Annotated in this window: 10 protein-coding genes; 5 read left to right on the forward strand and 5 right to left on the reverse strand. The window is 68.5% G+C overall.

The window, feature by feature from the left end; all coding sequences use genetic code 11:
- Nucleotides 1-13: 13 nt before the first annotated feature.
- Nucleotides 14-1222, reverse strand: coding sequence for a D-mannonate dehydratase ManD (gene manD, locus BAU06_RS18150; RefSeq protein WP_066353202.1), 1209 nt, complete (start codon nt 1220-1222; stop codon nt 14-16).
- A 47-nt stretch (nt 1223-1269) separates the two neighbouring features.
- On the opposite strand from manD, the gene BAU06_RS18155 reads away from it, so the two are divergent.
- The gene (locus BAU06_RS18155) at nt 1270-2730 is read left to right on the forward strand and encodes a mannitol dehydrogenase family protein (protein WP_066353207.1); all 1461 of its coding nucleotides are present in this window, start codon (nt 1270-1272) and stop codon (nt 2728-2730) included.
- A gap of 37 nt (nt 2731-2767) precedes the next feature.
- Here the strand turns inward: BAU06_RS18155 and BAU06_RS18160 are convergent, their stop codons facing one another.
- Both BAU06_RS18160 and BAU06_RS18165 read right to left on the reverse strand, forming a co-directional pair.
- Nucleotides 2768-3250 carry a cyanophycin metabolism-associated DUF1854 family protein gene (locus BAU06_RS18160; RefSeq protein WP_066353209.1) on the reverse strand — a complete coding sequence of 161 codons (483 nt, stop codon included), beginning with the start codon at nt 3248-3250 and terminating at the stop codon, nt 2768-2770.
- Entirely contained in the window at nt 3225-5528 is a 2304-nt protein-coding gene (locus BAU06_RS18165) for a cyanophycin metabolism-associated ABC transporter (RefSeq protein ID WP_066359322.1), read from the reverse strand. Before BAU06_RS18165 ends, BAU06_RS18160 begins: the two co-directional genes overlap by 26 nt.
- A gap of 274 nt (nt 5529-5802) precedes the next feature.
- Here BAU06_RS18165 and cphA (BAU06_RS18170) point away from each other — a divergent pair, with 274 nt between their 5' ends.
- From cphA (BAU06_RS18170) to BAU06_RS18185, 4 genes are all read left to right on the forward strand, one after another.
- On the forward strand, nt 5803-8418 hold the full coding sequence (gene cphA / locus BAU06_RS18170) for a cyanophycin synthetase (protein WP_066353211.1): 2616 nt from the start codon (nt 5803-5805) through the stop codon (nt 8416-8418).
- Between the two features lie 46 nt (nt 8419-8464).
- The gene (cphA, locus tag BAU06_RS18175) at nt 8465-11047 is read left to right on the forward strand and encodes a cyanophycin synthetase (protein WP_066353212.1); all 2583 of its coding nucleotides are present in this window, start codon (nt 8465-8467) and stop codon (nt 11045-11047) included.
- Between the two features lie 246 nt (nt 11048-11293).
- Nucleotides 11294-11455, forward strand: coding sequence for a DUF1328 domain-containing protein (locus tag BAU06_RS18180; protein WP_066353213.1), 162 nt, complete (start codon nt 11294-11296; stop codon nt 11453-11455).
- Nucleotides 11456-11501: 46 nt separating this feature from the next.
- Nucleotides 11502-11852, forward strand: a complete 351-nt coding sequence (locus tag BAU06_RS18185) for a BON domain-containing protein (protein WP_066353214.1) — start codon at nt 11502-11504, stop codon at nt 11850-11852.
- A gap of 9 nt (nt 11853-11861) precedes the next feature.
- On the opposite strand, the gene BAU06_RS18190 is transcribed toward BAU06_RS18185, so the two are convergent.
- Together BAU06_RS18190 and BAU06_RS18195 are read right to left on the reverse strand one after the other, a co-directional pair.
- Entirely contained in the window at nt 11862-12734 is an 873-nt protein-coding gene (locus tag BAU06_RS18190; RefSeq protein WP_066353219.1) for a PhzF family phenazine biosynthesis protein, read from the reverse strand.
- A 97-nt stretch (nt 12735-12831) separates the two neighbouring features.
- A complete protein-coding gene (locus tag BAU06_RS18195) occupies nt 12832-14217 on the reverse strand; it encodes a 4Fe-4S binding protein (protein ID WP_066353221.1) in 1386 nt (461 codons plus the stop codon).
- Between the last annotated feature and the right edge of the window lie 37 nt (nt 14218-14254).

Genomic DNA, 14254 nt, shown 5'->3' on the forward strand with positions numbered 1-14254 from the left:
CTCGCCGCCGGGCCTACCAATTCCACAAAGTGCCGTCGTCCAGCCGCGCCACCGGCAGATAGGCGGGGTCGTACGGGTATTTCGCCGCGAGCGTCTCGTCGATATCCACGCCCAGGCCGGGGGCCTCGCCCGGGTGCATGGTGCCGCGGTCGAACTCCCAGGCATGCGGGAAGACTTCCAGCGCCTGCTCGGGATAGCCCATGTATTCCTGGACGCCGAAGTTCGGCACCCACAGGTCGAAATGCAGCGCCGCCCCCATGCAGACCGGCGACAGGTCCGAGGGTCCGTGGCAGCCGGTGCGCACCTGGTACAGGGCGGCCAGATCCGCGATGCGGCGCAGATGCGTGATGCCGCCCGCATGGGTCAGCGTCGCGCGGATGTAGTCGATCAACTGCTCTTCGATCAGTTGCTTGCAGTCCCAGATACTGTTGAAGACCTCGCCCACCGCCACCGGCGTCACCGTATGGCGGCGGATCAGGCGGAATGCCTCCTGGTTTTCCGCGGGCGTGGGGTCCTCCATCCAGAACAGCCGGTAGGGTTCCACGGACTTGCCCAGCCGCGCGGCCTCGATGGGCGTCAGGCGGTGATGCACGTCATGCAGCAGGTGGGTGTCGAAGCCGAAGCGCGCACGTACCGCCTCGAACAGCCTGGGAATGAAGTCCAGGTACTTTTCGCTGGACCAGGACTGCTCTTCGGGCCAGCCCTTGGTGGCGGGCTCGTAGGCGCCGCCGTGCTTGGTGACGCCGTAGACGGACTTCATGCCGGGCACGCCGCACTGGATCCGTATGGCCTGGTAGCCCTGGTCCACGTGTTCGGCGTACTTGTCCAGGGCCTCTTCCAGGTCCCGGCCCGTGGCATGGCCGTACACCATGACACGCTCGCGCGAGGCGCCGCCCAGCAACTGGTACAGCGGCATGCCGGCCATCTTGCCCTTGATGTCCCACAGCGCCATGTCGACGGCGGCGATCGCCGACATGGTGACGGGGCCGCGGCGCCAGTAGGCGCCCTTGTACAGATACTGCCAGGTATCCTCGATGTTGCGCGGGTCGCGGCCCACCAGCAGCGGGCAGACGTGGTCCCTAAGATAGGACGCCACCGCCAGTTCGCGCCCGTTCAGGGTGGCGTCGCCCACGCCGTGCACGCCTTGATCGGTACGCAGCCTGAGGGTGACGAAGTTGCGCCCCGGGCAGGTAACGATGACCTCGGCGTGGGTGATTTTCATGGCGGCTCCGGCTTGCTGAACGTAGCGTTGGATACTACCATACAAGTATGAATCTACCCCGTCTCGCCCCGGACCGCCTGCCCGCCCTGGCGGCCCACCTTCCCGCCCTGCCCTGGGCCGAGCCGCGCGTCGGCATCGTGCACCTGGGCCTGGGCAATTTCCACCGCGCCCACCAGGCCATGTATACCGAGGACGCCATGCTGGCGGCGGGCGGCGACTGGGGCATCTGCGGCGTCTCGCTGCGGCGCCCCGACACCCGCGATGCGCTGGCGCCCCAGGACTGCCTGTACAGCGTCCTGGTCCGCGACGCCCGCGGCGAACGTGTGCGGGTGGTGCGCTCGCTGCGCCGGGTGCTGGTGGCCGTCGAAGCGCCGGACGAGGTACTGGCGGCGCTGCGCGACCCGGCCGTACGCATCGTCACCCTGACGGTGACCGAGAAAGGCTATTGCCAGGATCCCAGGACCGGTGGCCTGGACTTTGCCAATCCGCTGATCGAACACGACCTGCGCGACCCCGAACATCCGCGCAGCGTGCCGGGCTACCTGGTGGCGGGCCTGCGCGCCCGCCGCGCGCACCCCTACACCGTACTGTCCTGCGACAACCTCGCCCACAACGGCGCGGCCCTGCGCCGGGTGGTGGCGGACTATGCGCGCGCGCTCGATCCGGCGCTGGGCGCATGGATAGAACAGTCCGTGGCGTTTCCCTCCACCATGGTGGATCGCATCGTCCCGGCCACCACGGACGAGGACCGCCAGGCCGCGGCCGCCGCGCTGGGCTGCGTGGACGCCTGGCCCGTGCCGACCGAAAGCTTCCGCCAGTGGGTCATCGAGGACCGCTTCCCGGCCGGCCGCCCCGCGTGGGAGCAGGCCGGCGCGCTGATGGTGGACGATGTCACGCCCTATGAAATGGCCAAGCTGCGCATGCTGAATGGCGCGCATTCCACGCTGGCCTACCTGTCGGCCCTGGCCGATATCGAAACGGTGGACCGGGCGGTGGGCCAGCCGGAACTACACGCGCTGCTCAGGCGCATGATGACGGATGACATCGCACCGACGCTGACCGTTCCCGCCAGCTTCGATCGCGCCCATTATCGCGATGACCTGCTGGCACGCTTCGCCAATCCGGCGCTGAAGCACCGCTGCATGCAGATCGCCATGGACGGCAGCCAGAAGCTGCCGCCGCGCCTGCTCGGCACCATCGCGGACCGCCTGCGCGATGGCCATGCCGTGGACCGGCTGGCGCTGGCCATCGCGGCCTGGATGCGCTTCCTGCTGGGCCGCTCGGAAAGCGGCGCGCCGCTGGAACTGAACGATCCCATGGCGGCGCGTCTGCATGCCCTGGCGGCGCCGGGGGCGCAAGGCCTGGTGGAGCGCCTGCTGGCCGTGCGCGAAATCTTTCCCGCCGGACTGGCGGCCGACCAACGCTTCGTCGCGACGCTCCAGCGCGCCTGCGACGCGCTGGGCACGCATGGCGCGCTGGCCACGGCGCGCCGCTACGCGGCCTTGTAGATGGCGCTGGCCGCGGCGTCCGAACGGCGCCGACTCGCTACAGGAAGCGGTCGAGCAACTTGCGGCTGTGCTTGTCCAGGGCACGCATATCGCCGACCAGGTAGTGGATGCCGTGGCTGTCGGCGATCAGCAGGGACTGGCCGCTCAGGCGGCGTATGTCTTCCTCGCCGCGCAGCACGAAGGCCGTCGCGCCGCGGTCGGTCTGCACGCTCCAGGTGCATGGCGTCCCATAGCCCGAGACCGCCAGGATGCGCTGGATGCGCGGCATGAACTCACGGGCGGCCAGCGCTTCCTGCACCAGCACGCGCATGGATTGCGGCAGGTCGTCCACGCGGTCTATCCATGCGACCTCGTGGCCCGCCGGGTCCAGCAGCGAACAGCCGCCTTCCGGCGCGGATATCGGAAACGCCCGCACGGGAACGATGCCGTCGATGGACGTGCCGTCGGGGGCCACATAGACCAGCCTGCCGTGCGCATTGCGCTGCAGCCGGAACTCAGGTTTCGGCGACGAGGTCGTCATCGTCATCCTCCTCGCTGGAACGCGCCTGCGCGTCGGCTTCCGCCTGGCGTGCCTGGGCCTGGTACAGCGCGTGGTACGCCCCGCCGGCCGCCATCAGCTGGGCATGGTTGCCCTGCTCCACCACGCGGCCGCGGTCCAGTACGACCAGCCGGTCGGCCTTGCGCAGCGTGCTCAGCCGGTGCGCGATGGCGATGGTGGTGCGCCCGCGCACCAGATTGTCCAGGGCCTTCTGGATTTCCTTTTCCGTGGCGGTGTCCACCGAGGACGTGGCTTCGTCCAGGATCAGGATGCGCGGGTCGATCAATAGCGCGCGGGCGATGGAAATGCGCTGGCGCTCGCCCCCGGACAGCGCCTGCCCGCGTTCGCCGACCAGCGAATCGTAGCCATGCGGCAGGCGCAGGATGAATTCGTGCGCGTGCGCGGCGCGCGCCGCCGCGATGATTTCCTCGCGCGTGGCGTCGGGCTTGCCGTAGGCGATGTTCTCGGCGATGGTGCCGAAGAACAGGAAAGGCTCCTGCAGCACTAGGCCGATATTGCGCCGGTACTGCGCGATGCCCATGGTGCGGATATCCACGCCGTCCACCAGGATCGCGCCCTCGGTCACGTCGTAGAAGCGGCAGATCAGGTTGATCAGCGTGCTCTTGCCCGAGCCGCTGTGGCCCACCAGGCCGACCATGGTGCCCGGCTCGATCGACAGGTTCAGGCCGTGCATCACCGAGCGGTTGCCATAGCGGAAACCGACGTCGCGCAGGTCGATGCGGCCGCGCAGGCGCCCCGGCTGCACCGGGTTGCGCGGTTCCGGCACGCTGGACACGTGGTCGAGTATGTCGAAGATGCGCTTGGCGCCGGCCGCGGCCTTTTGCGTCACGGACACGATGCGGCTCATCGAATCCAGCCGCGTGTAGAAGCGGCCGATATAGGCCAGGAAGGCCGCCAGCACGCCCACCGTGATCTCGTGCCGCGACACCTGCCAGATGCCGTAGATCCACACCACCAGCAGGCCGATTTCGGTCAACAGCGTGACCGTGGGCGAGAACAGCGCCCACACCGTGTTGACCCGGTCGTTGACATCCAGGTTGCGCTGGTTGGCCTCGCGGAAGCGCCGCACCTCGCGCTTTTCCTGGGCGAACGCCTTGACCACGCGTATGCCGGGAATGGTGTCGGCCAGCACGTTGGTGATCTCCGACCACACGCGATCCACTTTCTCGAAACCATGGCGCAGGCGGTCGCGCACCGCGTGGATCATCCAGCCGATGAACGGCAGCGGCACCAGGGTGACCAGCGCCAGCCACGGATTGATGGATACCAGGATCGCCGCGGTCATGACGATCATCAGCACATCCGTGGCGAAGTCCAGCAGATGCAGCGAAAGAAACACGCAAATGCGGTCGCTTTCGCTGCCGATGCGCGCGATCAGGTCCCCCGTGCGCTTGCCGCCGAAATACGCCAGCGACAGATGCTGCAGGTGTTCGTAGGTCGTGGTGCGCAAATCCGCGCCGATGCGCTCGCTGACCCAGGCCAGGATGTACGTGCGGCCCCAGCCCAGCCCCCAGGCCAGAACGGCCGACGCGAACAGCCCCGACAGATACATCACCACCCTGTCGTTATCGATGGGCGCGCCGTTCTGGAAGGGGATGAGCACCTCATCCATTAAGGGCATCGTCAGGTAAGGCGGCACCAGGGTGGCGGCGGTCGCCAGCACCGTCAGGATGAAGCCGATCACCAGCGGCACCTGGTACGGGACGGCGAAGCGCCACAGGCGCAGCAGCGCCCAGGTGGATGGCGGTTCGGGCGCCGGCGGATGGCAGACCGGACAGACGTCCTGCTCCGCGGTAAGCGGCTCCAGGCAGGTGGCGCAGACGCGGTCGCGCGCGCCGCCCGCCTCTTCCAGGCCGTGCAGGACGTCGCGTTGGCGGGTATAGGCGTCGCGCAGGCGCAGCGCGGCGGGATTGCGGCCCAGGGTGTAGCGCCAGACGGCCAGCCGGGTATCGGGGCCATGCAGCTCGAGCGTGCCGGCGCCGGCATGGTCGCTGACCGTCATCGCGGCGGTGGCGTCATAGGACCAGCGCCGCCATTGCTCGGTGCCGGGATCGCGCGCGACGATGGCGCGGTCGGTCACGAAAACCACGCCGTTGCGGAACTTCAGCGAGGCATCCAGGTCTAGCGCCAACCAGGCGAGCAGCGTCTCGCCCTCACCCAGCTGGGCAACCATGTCGGCGTGCCAGTCGGCTGGCAGGCCAGCTCCGCCCGGGACGAAGTCTAAAACGGGTTTCTTCATGGAAAACGTATTCACAGCCGCGGCGAAACCAGCAGGCCGGGAGCCCGATTTCGGCGCGAAGCTGAAAACGTGTTCCTTCCTTGCAACACACCGGACGTCATGGATAGAATCCGCGTCGCCGCCTGCTTACCGATATTTCTATAATCGGCGGCATACATAGAGCATCCTGGCACTGACGATACGCGCACCGTATTACCCACACGGCATAACCCACAAACCGCCCCAGGCCCAGGAATTCTTCCGTTCGCCATCGGAATTTTCGGCAAATTAGAACATGAAAAAGAAAGACATTGAATTTCTCGATGTCGTGGCTTTGCGCGGCCCGAACATCTGGACGTACCGCCCGGTACTGGAAGCCTGGGTGGACATCGGCGAGCTGGAGGACTATCCGTCCAACACCATCCCGGGTTTCTACGAGCGCCTGTCCACGTGGCTGCCCACCCTGATCGAGCACCGCTGCAGCCCGGGCGTGCGCGGCGGCTTCCTGCAGCGCCTGCGCGAAGGCACCTGGCCGGCCCATATCCTGGAACACGTCACGCTGGAACTGCAGAACCTGGCCGGGCTGCCCGGCGGCTTCGGCAAGGCCCGCGAAACCGCCACGCGCGGCGTTTACAAGGTGGTCGTGCGCGCCTGGCAGGAAGACGTCACCCGGGCGGCGCTGCAAGAGGCGCGCGACCTGGTCATGGCCGCCATGGAGGACCGCCCCTTCGATGTCCAGGACACGGTGGAGCGGCTGCGCCGCATGGTGGATCGCCATTGCCTGGGCCCCAGCACCGCCTGCATCGTGGACGCCGCCGACGACCGCGATATCCCGTTTATACGCCTGTTCGAGGGCAACCTGGTCCAGATGGGCTATGGCGCCCGCCAGCGCCGCATCTGGACGGCCGAAACCGACCGCACCAGCGCCATCGCCGAAGGCATCTCGCGCGACAAGGACCTGACCAAGCGCCTGCTGGCCGAATGCGGCGTACCGGTGCCGGAAGGCAGGCTGGTGGCGTCGCAGGAAGAGGCCTGGGAAGCCGCGCAGGATATCGGCCTGCCGGTGGTCGTCAAGCCCTATGACGGCAACCACGGCCGCGGCGTATTCACCAACCTGAACAGCCATGAAGAAGTGCGGGCTGCCTATGCGGTGGCCGAGGAAGAAGGCAGCGGCGTCCTGGTGGAGCGCTTCGTCGCCGGCAACGAACACCGCCTGCTGGTGGTGGGCGACCGCATGGTGGCCGCGGCGCGCGGCGAACCCGCCGGCATCGTCGGCGACGGCGTGCATACCGTCCAGGAATTGATCGACCTGCAGATCAACACCGACCCGCGTCGCGGCAGCGGCGAGGACTGCCCGCTGAACAAGGTCAGGCTGGACTCGGCCGCGCGCCTGGAGATCGCCCGCCAGGGCTTGGCCGCCGACAGCGTGCCGCCGGCCGGGCAGCCCGTCCTGATCCAGCGCAACGGCAACGTCGCCTTCGACGTCACCGACCTGGTCCATCCCGAAGTGGCCCATGCCGTCACGCTGGCCGCCCGCATCGTCGGCCTGGACGTCGCCGGCGTGGACCTGGTCGCCGAGGACATCTCGCGGCCGCTGGAAGAACAGCGCGGCGCCATCGTCGAAGTCAACGCCGGTCCGGGACTGCTCATGCACCTGAAGCCGGCCGACGGCCAGCCCCGGCCCGTGGGCAAGGCCATCGTCGATCATCTGTTCCCGGATGGCGAGGACGGCCGCATCCCCGTGGTGGGTGTCACCGGCACCAATGGCAAGACCGTCGTGGCGCGCCTGACCGCGCGCCTGTTGCAGCTGTGGGGCCGGCATGTCGGCCTGGCCTGCAGCGAAGGCCTGTACTTCAACCAGCGGCAGGTGGAAAAAGGCGACCGCGGCGACTGGGCCACCGGCCGACGCGTCCTGATGAACCGCTCGGTGGACGCCGCCGTCATCGAGAACAGCAGCACCGTCATCCTGCGCCAGGGCCTGGCCTACGACCGCTGCCAGGTCGGCATCGTCACCAACATCGACGAATCCGACCACCTGGGCGAACACGATATCCGCGACCTGGACGGCATGTACAACGTCATCCGGACCCAGATCGACGTGGTGCTGCCCGGCGGCGCGGCGGTGCTGAACGCGCGCGACGAACGCGTGGTCCAAATGGCCGACCTGTGCGACGGCGAGGTCATCTTCTTCGGCCTGGATCCGCGCCTGCCCGCCATCGCATCGCATGTCGCGCTGGGCAAGCGTGCCGTCTACGTGCGCGACGGCCACGTCGTGCTGGCCGAGGGCGGCAAGGAGCAGCGCGTCAGCGCATTGCAGGCCATTCCGCTGACGGTGGGCGGACGCGTCCCCTTCCAGGTGGAAAACGTGCTGGCCGCGGCCGCCGCGGCCTGGGCGCTGGGCGTGCCGGCGCACATCGTCCGCGTGGGCATAGAGGCCTTCGATGCCGACCGCGCCGACGCGCCGTGGCAATTCACCGCCGTCCAGCGCCACGATGCCACCGTCGTGGTGGATGGCGCGCACAACGTGTCGGCGCTGCGCGCCCTGGTGGCCGCGGCGGAAGGCTTCCCGGCGCGCCGCCGCCGCATCGTCTACGGCCCGGGCAAGGACCGGCGCGACCAGGACCTGCTGGACCAGGGCGAACTGCTGGGGGCCTCGTTCGACGAGGTCGTCCTGTACGACGACACCACGGTGCCCTCCAGCCGCCCGCCCGGGCAGGCACGCGGCCTGTTGCGGGCCGGCGCGCAGCAAGGCGGCCGCGCCGCGTCCATCGTGGACCAACCCGACCATGCCGCCGCCATGCGCGCGGTGCTGGACAGCGTGCGGCCTGGCGATTTCATCGTCTTGCAGTGCGACGAGGGCAGCGCCGAACCGGCGCTGCATTTGCTGCGTCATTGGATCGAGCAGAACTGAGGACAACGCCGCCGCCCTCCGGCGGCCCGGCCGACAGGAATATCGCATGGAAGTCTCCCGCATACGCGCACTGCGCGGCCCCAACCTGTGGAGCCGCAACACCGCCATCGAAGCCATCGTCGCGTGCGACGACCTCGAATGCTCCATCGACCGGCTTCCCACGCTGGAGCCGCGCCTGCGCGCGCGCTTCCCGCAACTGGGCCTGCTGCGGCCGGAGGGATACCAGGGCACGCTATCGATGGCGCACGTGCTGGAACAGGTGGCCTTGCTATTGCAGGCGCATGCGGGTTGTCCCGTCACGTTCAGCCGCACCGCCCCCACGGTGGAGCCCGGCGTATTCCAGGTGGTGGTCGAATACAGCGAAGAGCCCGTCGGCCGCCTGGCTTTCGAGCTGGCCGAGGCGCTCTGCGTGGCCGCGCGCGAGGACCGGCCCTTCGACCTGGCCGACGCCCTGCACCGGCTGCGCGAGCTGGACGAAGACATCCGGCTGGGACCCAGCACGGGGGCCATCGTGCATGCCGCGGTCGCCCGCAATATTCCGTACCGGCGGCTGACGCAAGGCAGCATGGTGCAGTTCGGCTGGGGATCGCGGCAGCGGCGCATCCAGGCCGCGGAGACCGACCGCACCAACGCCATTTCGGAGTCGATCGCGCAGGACAAGGACCTGACCAAGATGCTGCTGGCCGCGGCCGGCGTGCCGGTGCCGCTGGGCCGCACGGCATCCAGCGCCGACGACGCCTGGGCCGCCGCGCAGGAACTGGGCGGGCCGGTGGTGGTCAAGCCGCGCGACGGCAGCCAGGGGCGCGGCGTGGCGGTCAATATCGAGACGCGCGACCGCATCGCCGCCGCCTTCGCCGCAGCCTCGGAAATCAGCCGCGACGTCATCGTGGAACGCTACATCCCCGGCCATGACTTCCGCCTGCTGGTGGTGGGCGACACGCTGGTCGCCGCCGCCCGCCGCGATCCGCCGCAGGTTTCCGGCGACGGCGTGCACACGGTGCGCGAACTGATCGAACAGGTCAACCAGGATCCCCTGCGCGGCGACGGCCATGCCACTTCCCTGACCAAGATACGCATCGACGACATCGCCATCGCCACGCTGGCCAAGCAGGGCTACCAGGTGGACTCCGTGCCGCCCACCGGCGCGCGGGTGGTCCTGCGCAACAACGCCAACCTGAGCACGGGCGGATCGGCCACCGATGTCACCGACGAAGTCCACCCCGAACTGGCCGCCCGGGCGGTGACCGCCGCCCGCATGATAGGCCTGGACCTGTGCGGCGTGGACGTGGTGGCCGAAACCATGCACCTGCCCCTGGAAGAACAGCGCGGCGCCATCGTCGAGATCAACGCCGCGCCGGGCCTGCGCATGCACCTGACACCGTCTTTCGGCAAGGGCCGCGCCGTGGGCGAAGCCATCATCGCGAACATGTTCGCCGAAGGCGAGGACGGCCGTATTCCGGTAGTGGCCGTGGCCGGCACCAACGGCAAGACGACGACGGTCAGGCTGACCGCCCACCTGCTGGGGCAGGACGGCACGCGCGTGGGCATGACGAATTCCGACGGCGTCTACATCGGCGCCCGCCGCATCGATACGGGGGACTGCAGCGGCCCGCGCAGCGCGCGCAGCGTGCTGGCGCATCCGGACGTGGACGCCGCGGTACTGGAAACCGCGCGCGGCGGCATCCTGCGCGAGGGCCTGGCCTTCGACCGATGCAATGTCGCGGTGGTCACCAATATCGGCATGGGCGACCACCTGGGCCTGGGCTACATCAGCACGGTCGAGGACCTGGCGGTCGTCAAGCGCGTGATCGTGCAGTATGTGCAGCCCTCCGGCTATGCGGTACTGAATGCCGCCGATCACATCGTCGCCGACATGGCGTCCAGTTGCCCCGGGGGCATCGTCTTCTTCGCCCAGGACGGCCACCATCCGCGCATGACCACGCACCGCGCGCAGGGCGGCCGCGTCGTCTATCGCGATGGCGATCACCTGGTCGCCGCGCAAGGCGCGGACACGGAAAGAATCCCGCTGGCCGATATCCCGCTGACGCGCGGCGGCAGCATCGCCTTCCAGGTCGAAAACGCCATGGCGGCCATCGGCGCGGCCTGGGCGCTGGAAACGCCCTGGCCGCGCATCCGCCAGGGCCTGAAGACCTTCGTCAGCGATGCCGCGACCGCGCCGGGCCGCTTCAATGTGTTCGAATATCGCGGCGCCACCCTCATCGCCGACTACGGCCACAATCCGGACGCCATCGGCGCGCTGGTGCAGGCCGTGGAGGCCATGCCCGCCGTGCGCCGCTCGGTGGTGATCAGCGGCGCCGGCGACCGCCGCGACGAGGACATCCGCCGGCAGACGGAAATATTGGGCGAAGCCTTCGACGACGTGATCCTGTACCAGGATCAATGCCAGCGCGGCCGCGCCGACGGCGAAGTCATCGCGCTGCTGCGCGAAGGGCTGCGCCATGCCAGCCGCACCACTTATTCCACGGAGATCGACGGCGAGTTCGTCGCTATCGACGCCGCGCTCGAACGCCTGCAGACCGGCGACCTGTGCCTGATCCTGGTCGACCAGGTCGAAGAAGCGCTGGCGCATATCGCCATGCGCGTCGCGCAGGCATCCGTGCCGGCGTGACAGCTGTTACCCCCATCCGTCAAAAACCCGCCAAGGGTTGCGTAGTTGTAACAGCGGTGCCCTCATGCGGCCGACCGGCGTAACCGCCCCGGCCTGCTTACATTTCCCCACATCCCGGTTTGACCCCCTGCATGGGGGCCACGTAGCGTAGAGACAACCCGGGCGCCGGCCATCCCGCCGGCGCGCCGAGGTCACTGCCGGGGTCGCGCCGCGATCCCGACGCTTTTCCGAATCGGGAGGCACATCATGCTGTACTACGCCGCAGTTTTCTTCGTTATCGCCATCATCGCGGCCGTCCTGGGCTTCGGCGGCATCGCCGCCGGCGCCGCGGGCATCGCGAAGATCCTGTTCATCGTTTTCCTGGTCCTGGCGCTGCTGTCCGTCCTGGGCGGCGTGTTCCGACGATAGACGCCACACGCCCTGGCAACCCGCAACGCCTACAAGGAGAACTCGAATGCGCACCCGTCAAATCCTGATCGCCGCCCTGCTTGGCCTTGGCACGGCCGCCCTGCCGGCCGCCCACGCGGCCGACAATGCCGACACCAGCGGCAAGCAAAAACAATCCGTCGGGGAGTATGCCTCGGACACCGTGGTCACCACCAAGGTGAAAGCGGCCATCGTCGCCGACAAATCGCTCAGCGCGCTGGATATCGCCGTGGAGACCAATAACGGCGTGGTGACCCTAACGGGCACCGTGGCGTCCGCGGCGCAAAGCGACACCGCCACCCATGTGGCGCGCGGCGTGGAAGGCGTCAAGCAGGTCAGGAACAACCTGAAGGTGGACGCCTCCAAGAGCAACAAGTAAGCGGAGCGCTCAGGGCAGCGTAATGGTCCCGCTGCCCAGCTCCAGCACCCGGCCCGACACGCGCACCTGCCGGTCGGCGCCGACATCCAGCCCCAGGAAGCAGGGTCGGTCCACGGCGGCGCCCTGCTCCACCCTGGCCCGCACGGGCAAGGCACGGCCCGTTGCCAGGCACCATCCACCCAGGTTGGCGCACGCGGATCCCGTGCCCGGGTCTTCGACCAGTCCCCCCGTGGGATGCACGGAAAAATAACGCGCGACAACGCGGTCGACCCCGTCTTCCTGCCGGCCGTCGAAGGCGAACACATAAGCGACCCGCCGTCCCGACTTGGCCGTTTCCCATTCGCCCAGGCGCGACGCGTCCGGACGGGCCCGCCGCACCGCGTCCGCGGTTTTCAAGGGAACGACCAATTGATGCGCGCCCGTATCCAGCCACAAGGGCTCGGACAGCAGGTCGTCTTCGCCCACGCCCAGCAGTGCCGCGATGGTGGGCGCCGGCAGGGCCGGCGCGCGGACTTCCGGCTGGCTGCCGCCCGGGGCCACGAGCGTCCAGCGGTCTCCCGCCGCCTGCACCGGCACGATGCCCGCACGCGTTTCCAGGCTCAGGCTGTCGCCCGTACCCCGCAAGGCGCGCACCACCTGGGACGTCCCCAGCGTGGGATGCCCGGCGAAAGGCATTTCGTAGCCGGGCGTGAAGATGCGCATGCGCGCGGACGCCGACCGCGATGGCAGGATGAAGGTGGTCTCGGACAGGTTGAACTGCAGCGCCAGCGACTGCATCTCGGCATCGTCCAGGCCGGTGCCGTCCTCGAAGACACACAAAGGGTTGCCGCCGAAGGTGCTTTCGGCAAAGACGTTCAGGATGCGGAAGCGATAGGTTCTCATGCCGGCGATCCTACCTTAAAACGCGCGGCGCCGATGGCATGGCTTGCAGGCGTCGATAATGACGCGGGCCGCCCGGGCATGCGGCCCGCCCGTCTGCCTACCAGGTGACGAAAAACAATACCCAGGCGTAGCAGAACGGCAGCAGTCCGGCCGCGAACACCAGCCATGCGGCCGACCGGCGCGCCAGGGACGGCGTGCGCTGGCCGATGACGCGCCAGGCCAGGCGCAGCGTCCAGGCGATGGCCAGCGTCAACAGGGTGAAGCGCACCGGGTTCGCCCACAGCGCCTGCACGCCTTCGTGCTTGAGCAGGGTGATGGTGGTGGCGGACAGGCCCAGGAATACGCCGATACCGGCCGCCGGAATCAAGGGCTGCGCCAGCTTGTGCACGCCCGCCCCGCCCCAGCGCGTACGGCCCGGCACGGCCGGCAGCAGGCGGTCGGCCAGCCATAGCGCGCCGTATAGCGCGCCGCCGACCACGACCGTCGTGGCGGCGATGAAGAACAGGATGCAGGCGCCATCCAGCCAGGAAAAGCTGTCGTTGACGTCCGGGTAATGGGTCAGGATGAACCACGGCGCGTTGTCCAGCAGCGGCCAGGTGATGTCCTTGTCGATGAGCCAGGTGGCGGCGGCCTGCTTGATGGTGACGAACCAGGGGCTGGCGCTCCACAGGAAGGCCCCCATGGCGATGCCCATCATGCCGAACACCACCAGCGCGGTCTGCCACGCATCGCCCTGGGCGACGCTGACGATTTCCGCCTCGGGCGAACGCGGCGTCAGCGCGATGGCGCCGCGGTAGCCGCTGCAGCGTCCGCACATATGGCAATCGCCCGCGCCCTTCATGTTGCGCAGCGGCACCAGCGGGGCGCAGTTGATGGGCTGGATGCGGATGACGGGATGGCGCCAGGCCTCTTCATTGACCTTGAAATGCCACGGCGAGAGCTTGGCAAGCAAATTGAACACGCCATTGACGGGGCACAGGTACTTGCACCAGACGCGCTTGCTGCGCCCGTAGCGCCAGCCCACCACCATCGCCGCCGCCGTCGAGCCGCCCAGCACCGCCAGCACCGCCAGCGGGTACTGGTACACGCTGACCAGCTGGCCATAGATGGTCGTCAGGGCGAAGGCCACGAAGGGCCAGCCGCCCCAGCGCATCCAGCGCGGAATGGCCAGGCCCTTGCCGCGTTCGCTGGCCCATTCCGTCAGCATGCCTTCCGGGCAGAACAGGCCGCACCAGGCGCGACCCATGATGGGCATGGATACCAGCACGAAAGGCCACCATATGCCCCAGAAGGCGAACTGCGCGACCACGGTCAGGTTGTTGAACACCGAGGCCGTGTTGTCCGGCAGCGGCATCATCGCGGGCACGATCAACAGGAAGGCGTACAAAGCAACGATGCCCCACTGCAGCTTGCGCAGCATGGGGGCATGGTCACGCAGGAAGTCGGCCACGCGGGCGGTCGCCCGCGCCACTGCTACAGCCATCGGTCTTTACCTTTACAGAGACTCGCCCGATACGGCG

It is taken from the genome of Bordetella bronchialis (assembly GCF_001676705.1).
GTDB lineage: Bacteria > Pseudomonadota > Gammaproteobacteria > Burkholderiales > Burkholderiaceae_B > Bordetella_C > Bordetella_C bronchialis.

Coding starts and splice junctions, on each gene's coding strand:
- BAU06_RS18160 (WP_066353209.1), bottom strand. CDS start 3,250: ATGACGACCTCGTCGCCGAAACCTGAGTTCCGGCTGCAGCGCAATGCG.
- BAU06_RS18155 (WP_066353207.1), top strand. CDS start 1,270: ATGAATCTACCCCGTCTCGCCCCGGACCGCCTGCCCGCCCTGGCGGCC.
- cphA (WP_066353211.1), top strand. CDS start 5,803: ATGAAAAAGAAAGACATTGAATTTCTCGATGTCGTGGCTTTGCGCGGC.
- cphA (WP_066353212.1), top strand. CDS start 8,465: ATGGAAGTCTCCCGCATACGCGCACTGCGCGGCCCCAACCTGTGGAGC.
- BAU06_RS18190 (WP_066353219.1), bottom strand. CDS start 12,734: ATGAGAACCTATCGCTTCCGCATCCTGAACGTCTTTGCCGAAAGCACC.
- BAU06_RS18165 (WP_066359322.1), bottom strand. CDS start 5,528: ATGAAGAAACCCGTTTTAGACTTCGTCCCGGGCGGAGCTGGCCTGCCA.
- BAU06_RS18180 (WP_066353213.1), top strand. CDS start 11,294: ATGCTGTACTACGCCGCAGTTTTCTTCGTTATCGCCATCATCGCGGCC.
- BAU06_RS18185 (WP_066353214.1), top strand. CDS start 11,502: ATGCGCACCCGTCAAATCCTGATCGCCGCCCTGCTTGGCCTTGGCACG.
- BAU06_RS18195 (WP_066353221.1), bottom strand. CDS start 14,217: ATGGCTGTAGCAGTGGCGCGGGCGACCGCCCGCGTGGCCGACTTCCTG.
- manD (WP_066353202.1), bottom strand. CDS start 1,222: ATGAAAATCACCCACGCCGAGGTCATCGTTACCTGCCCGGGGCGCAAC.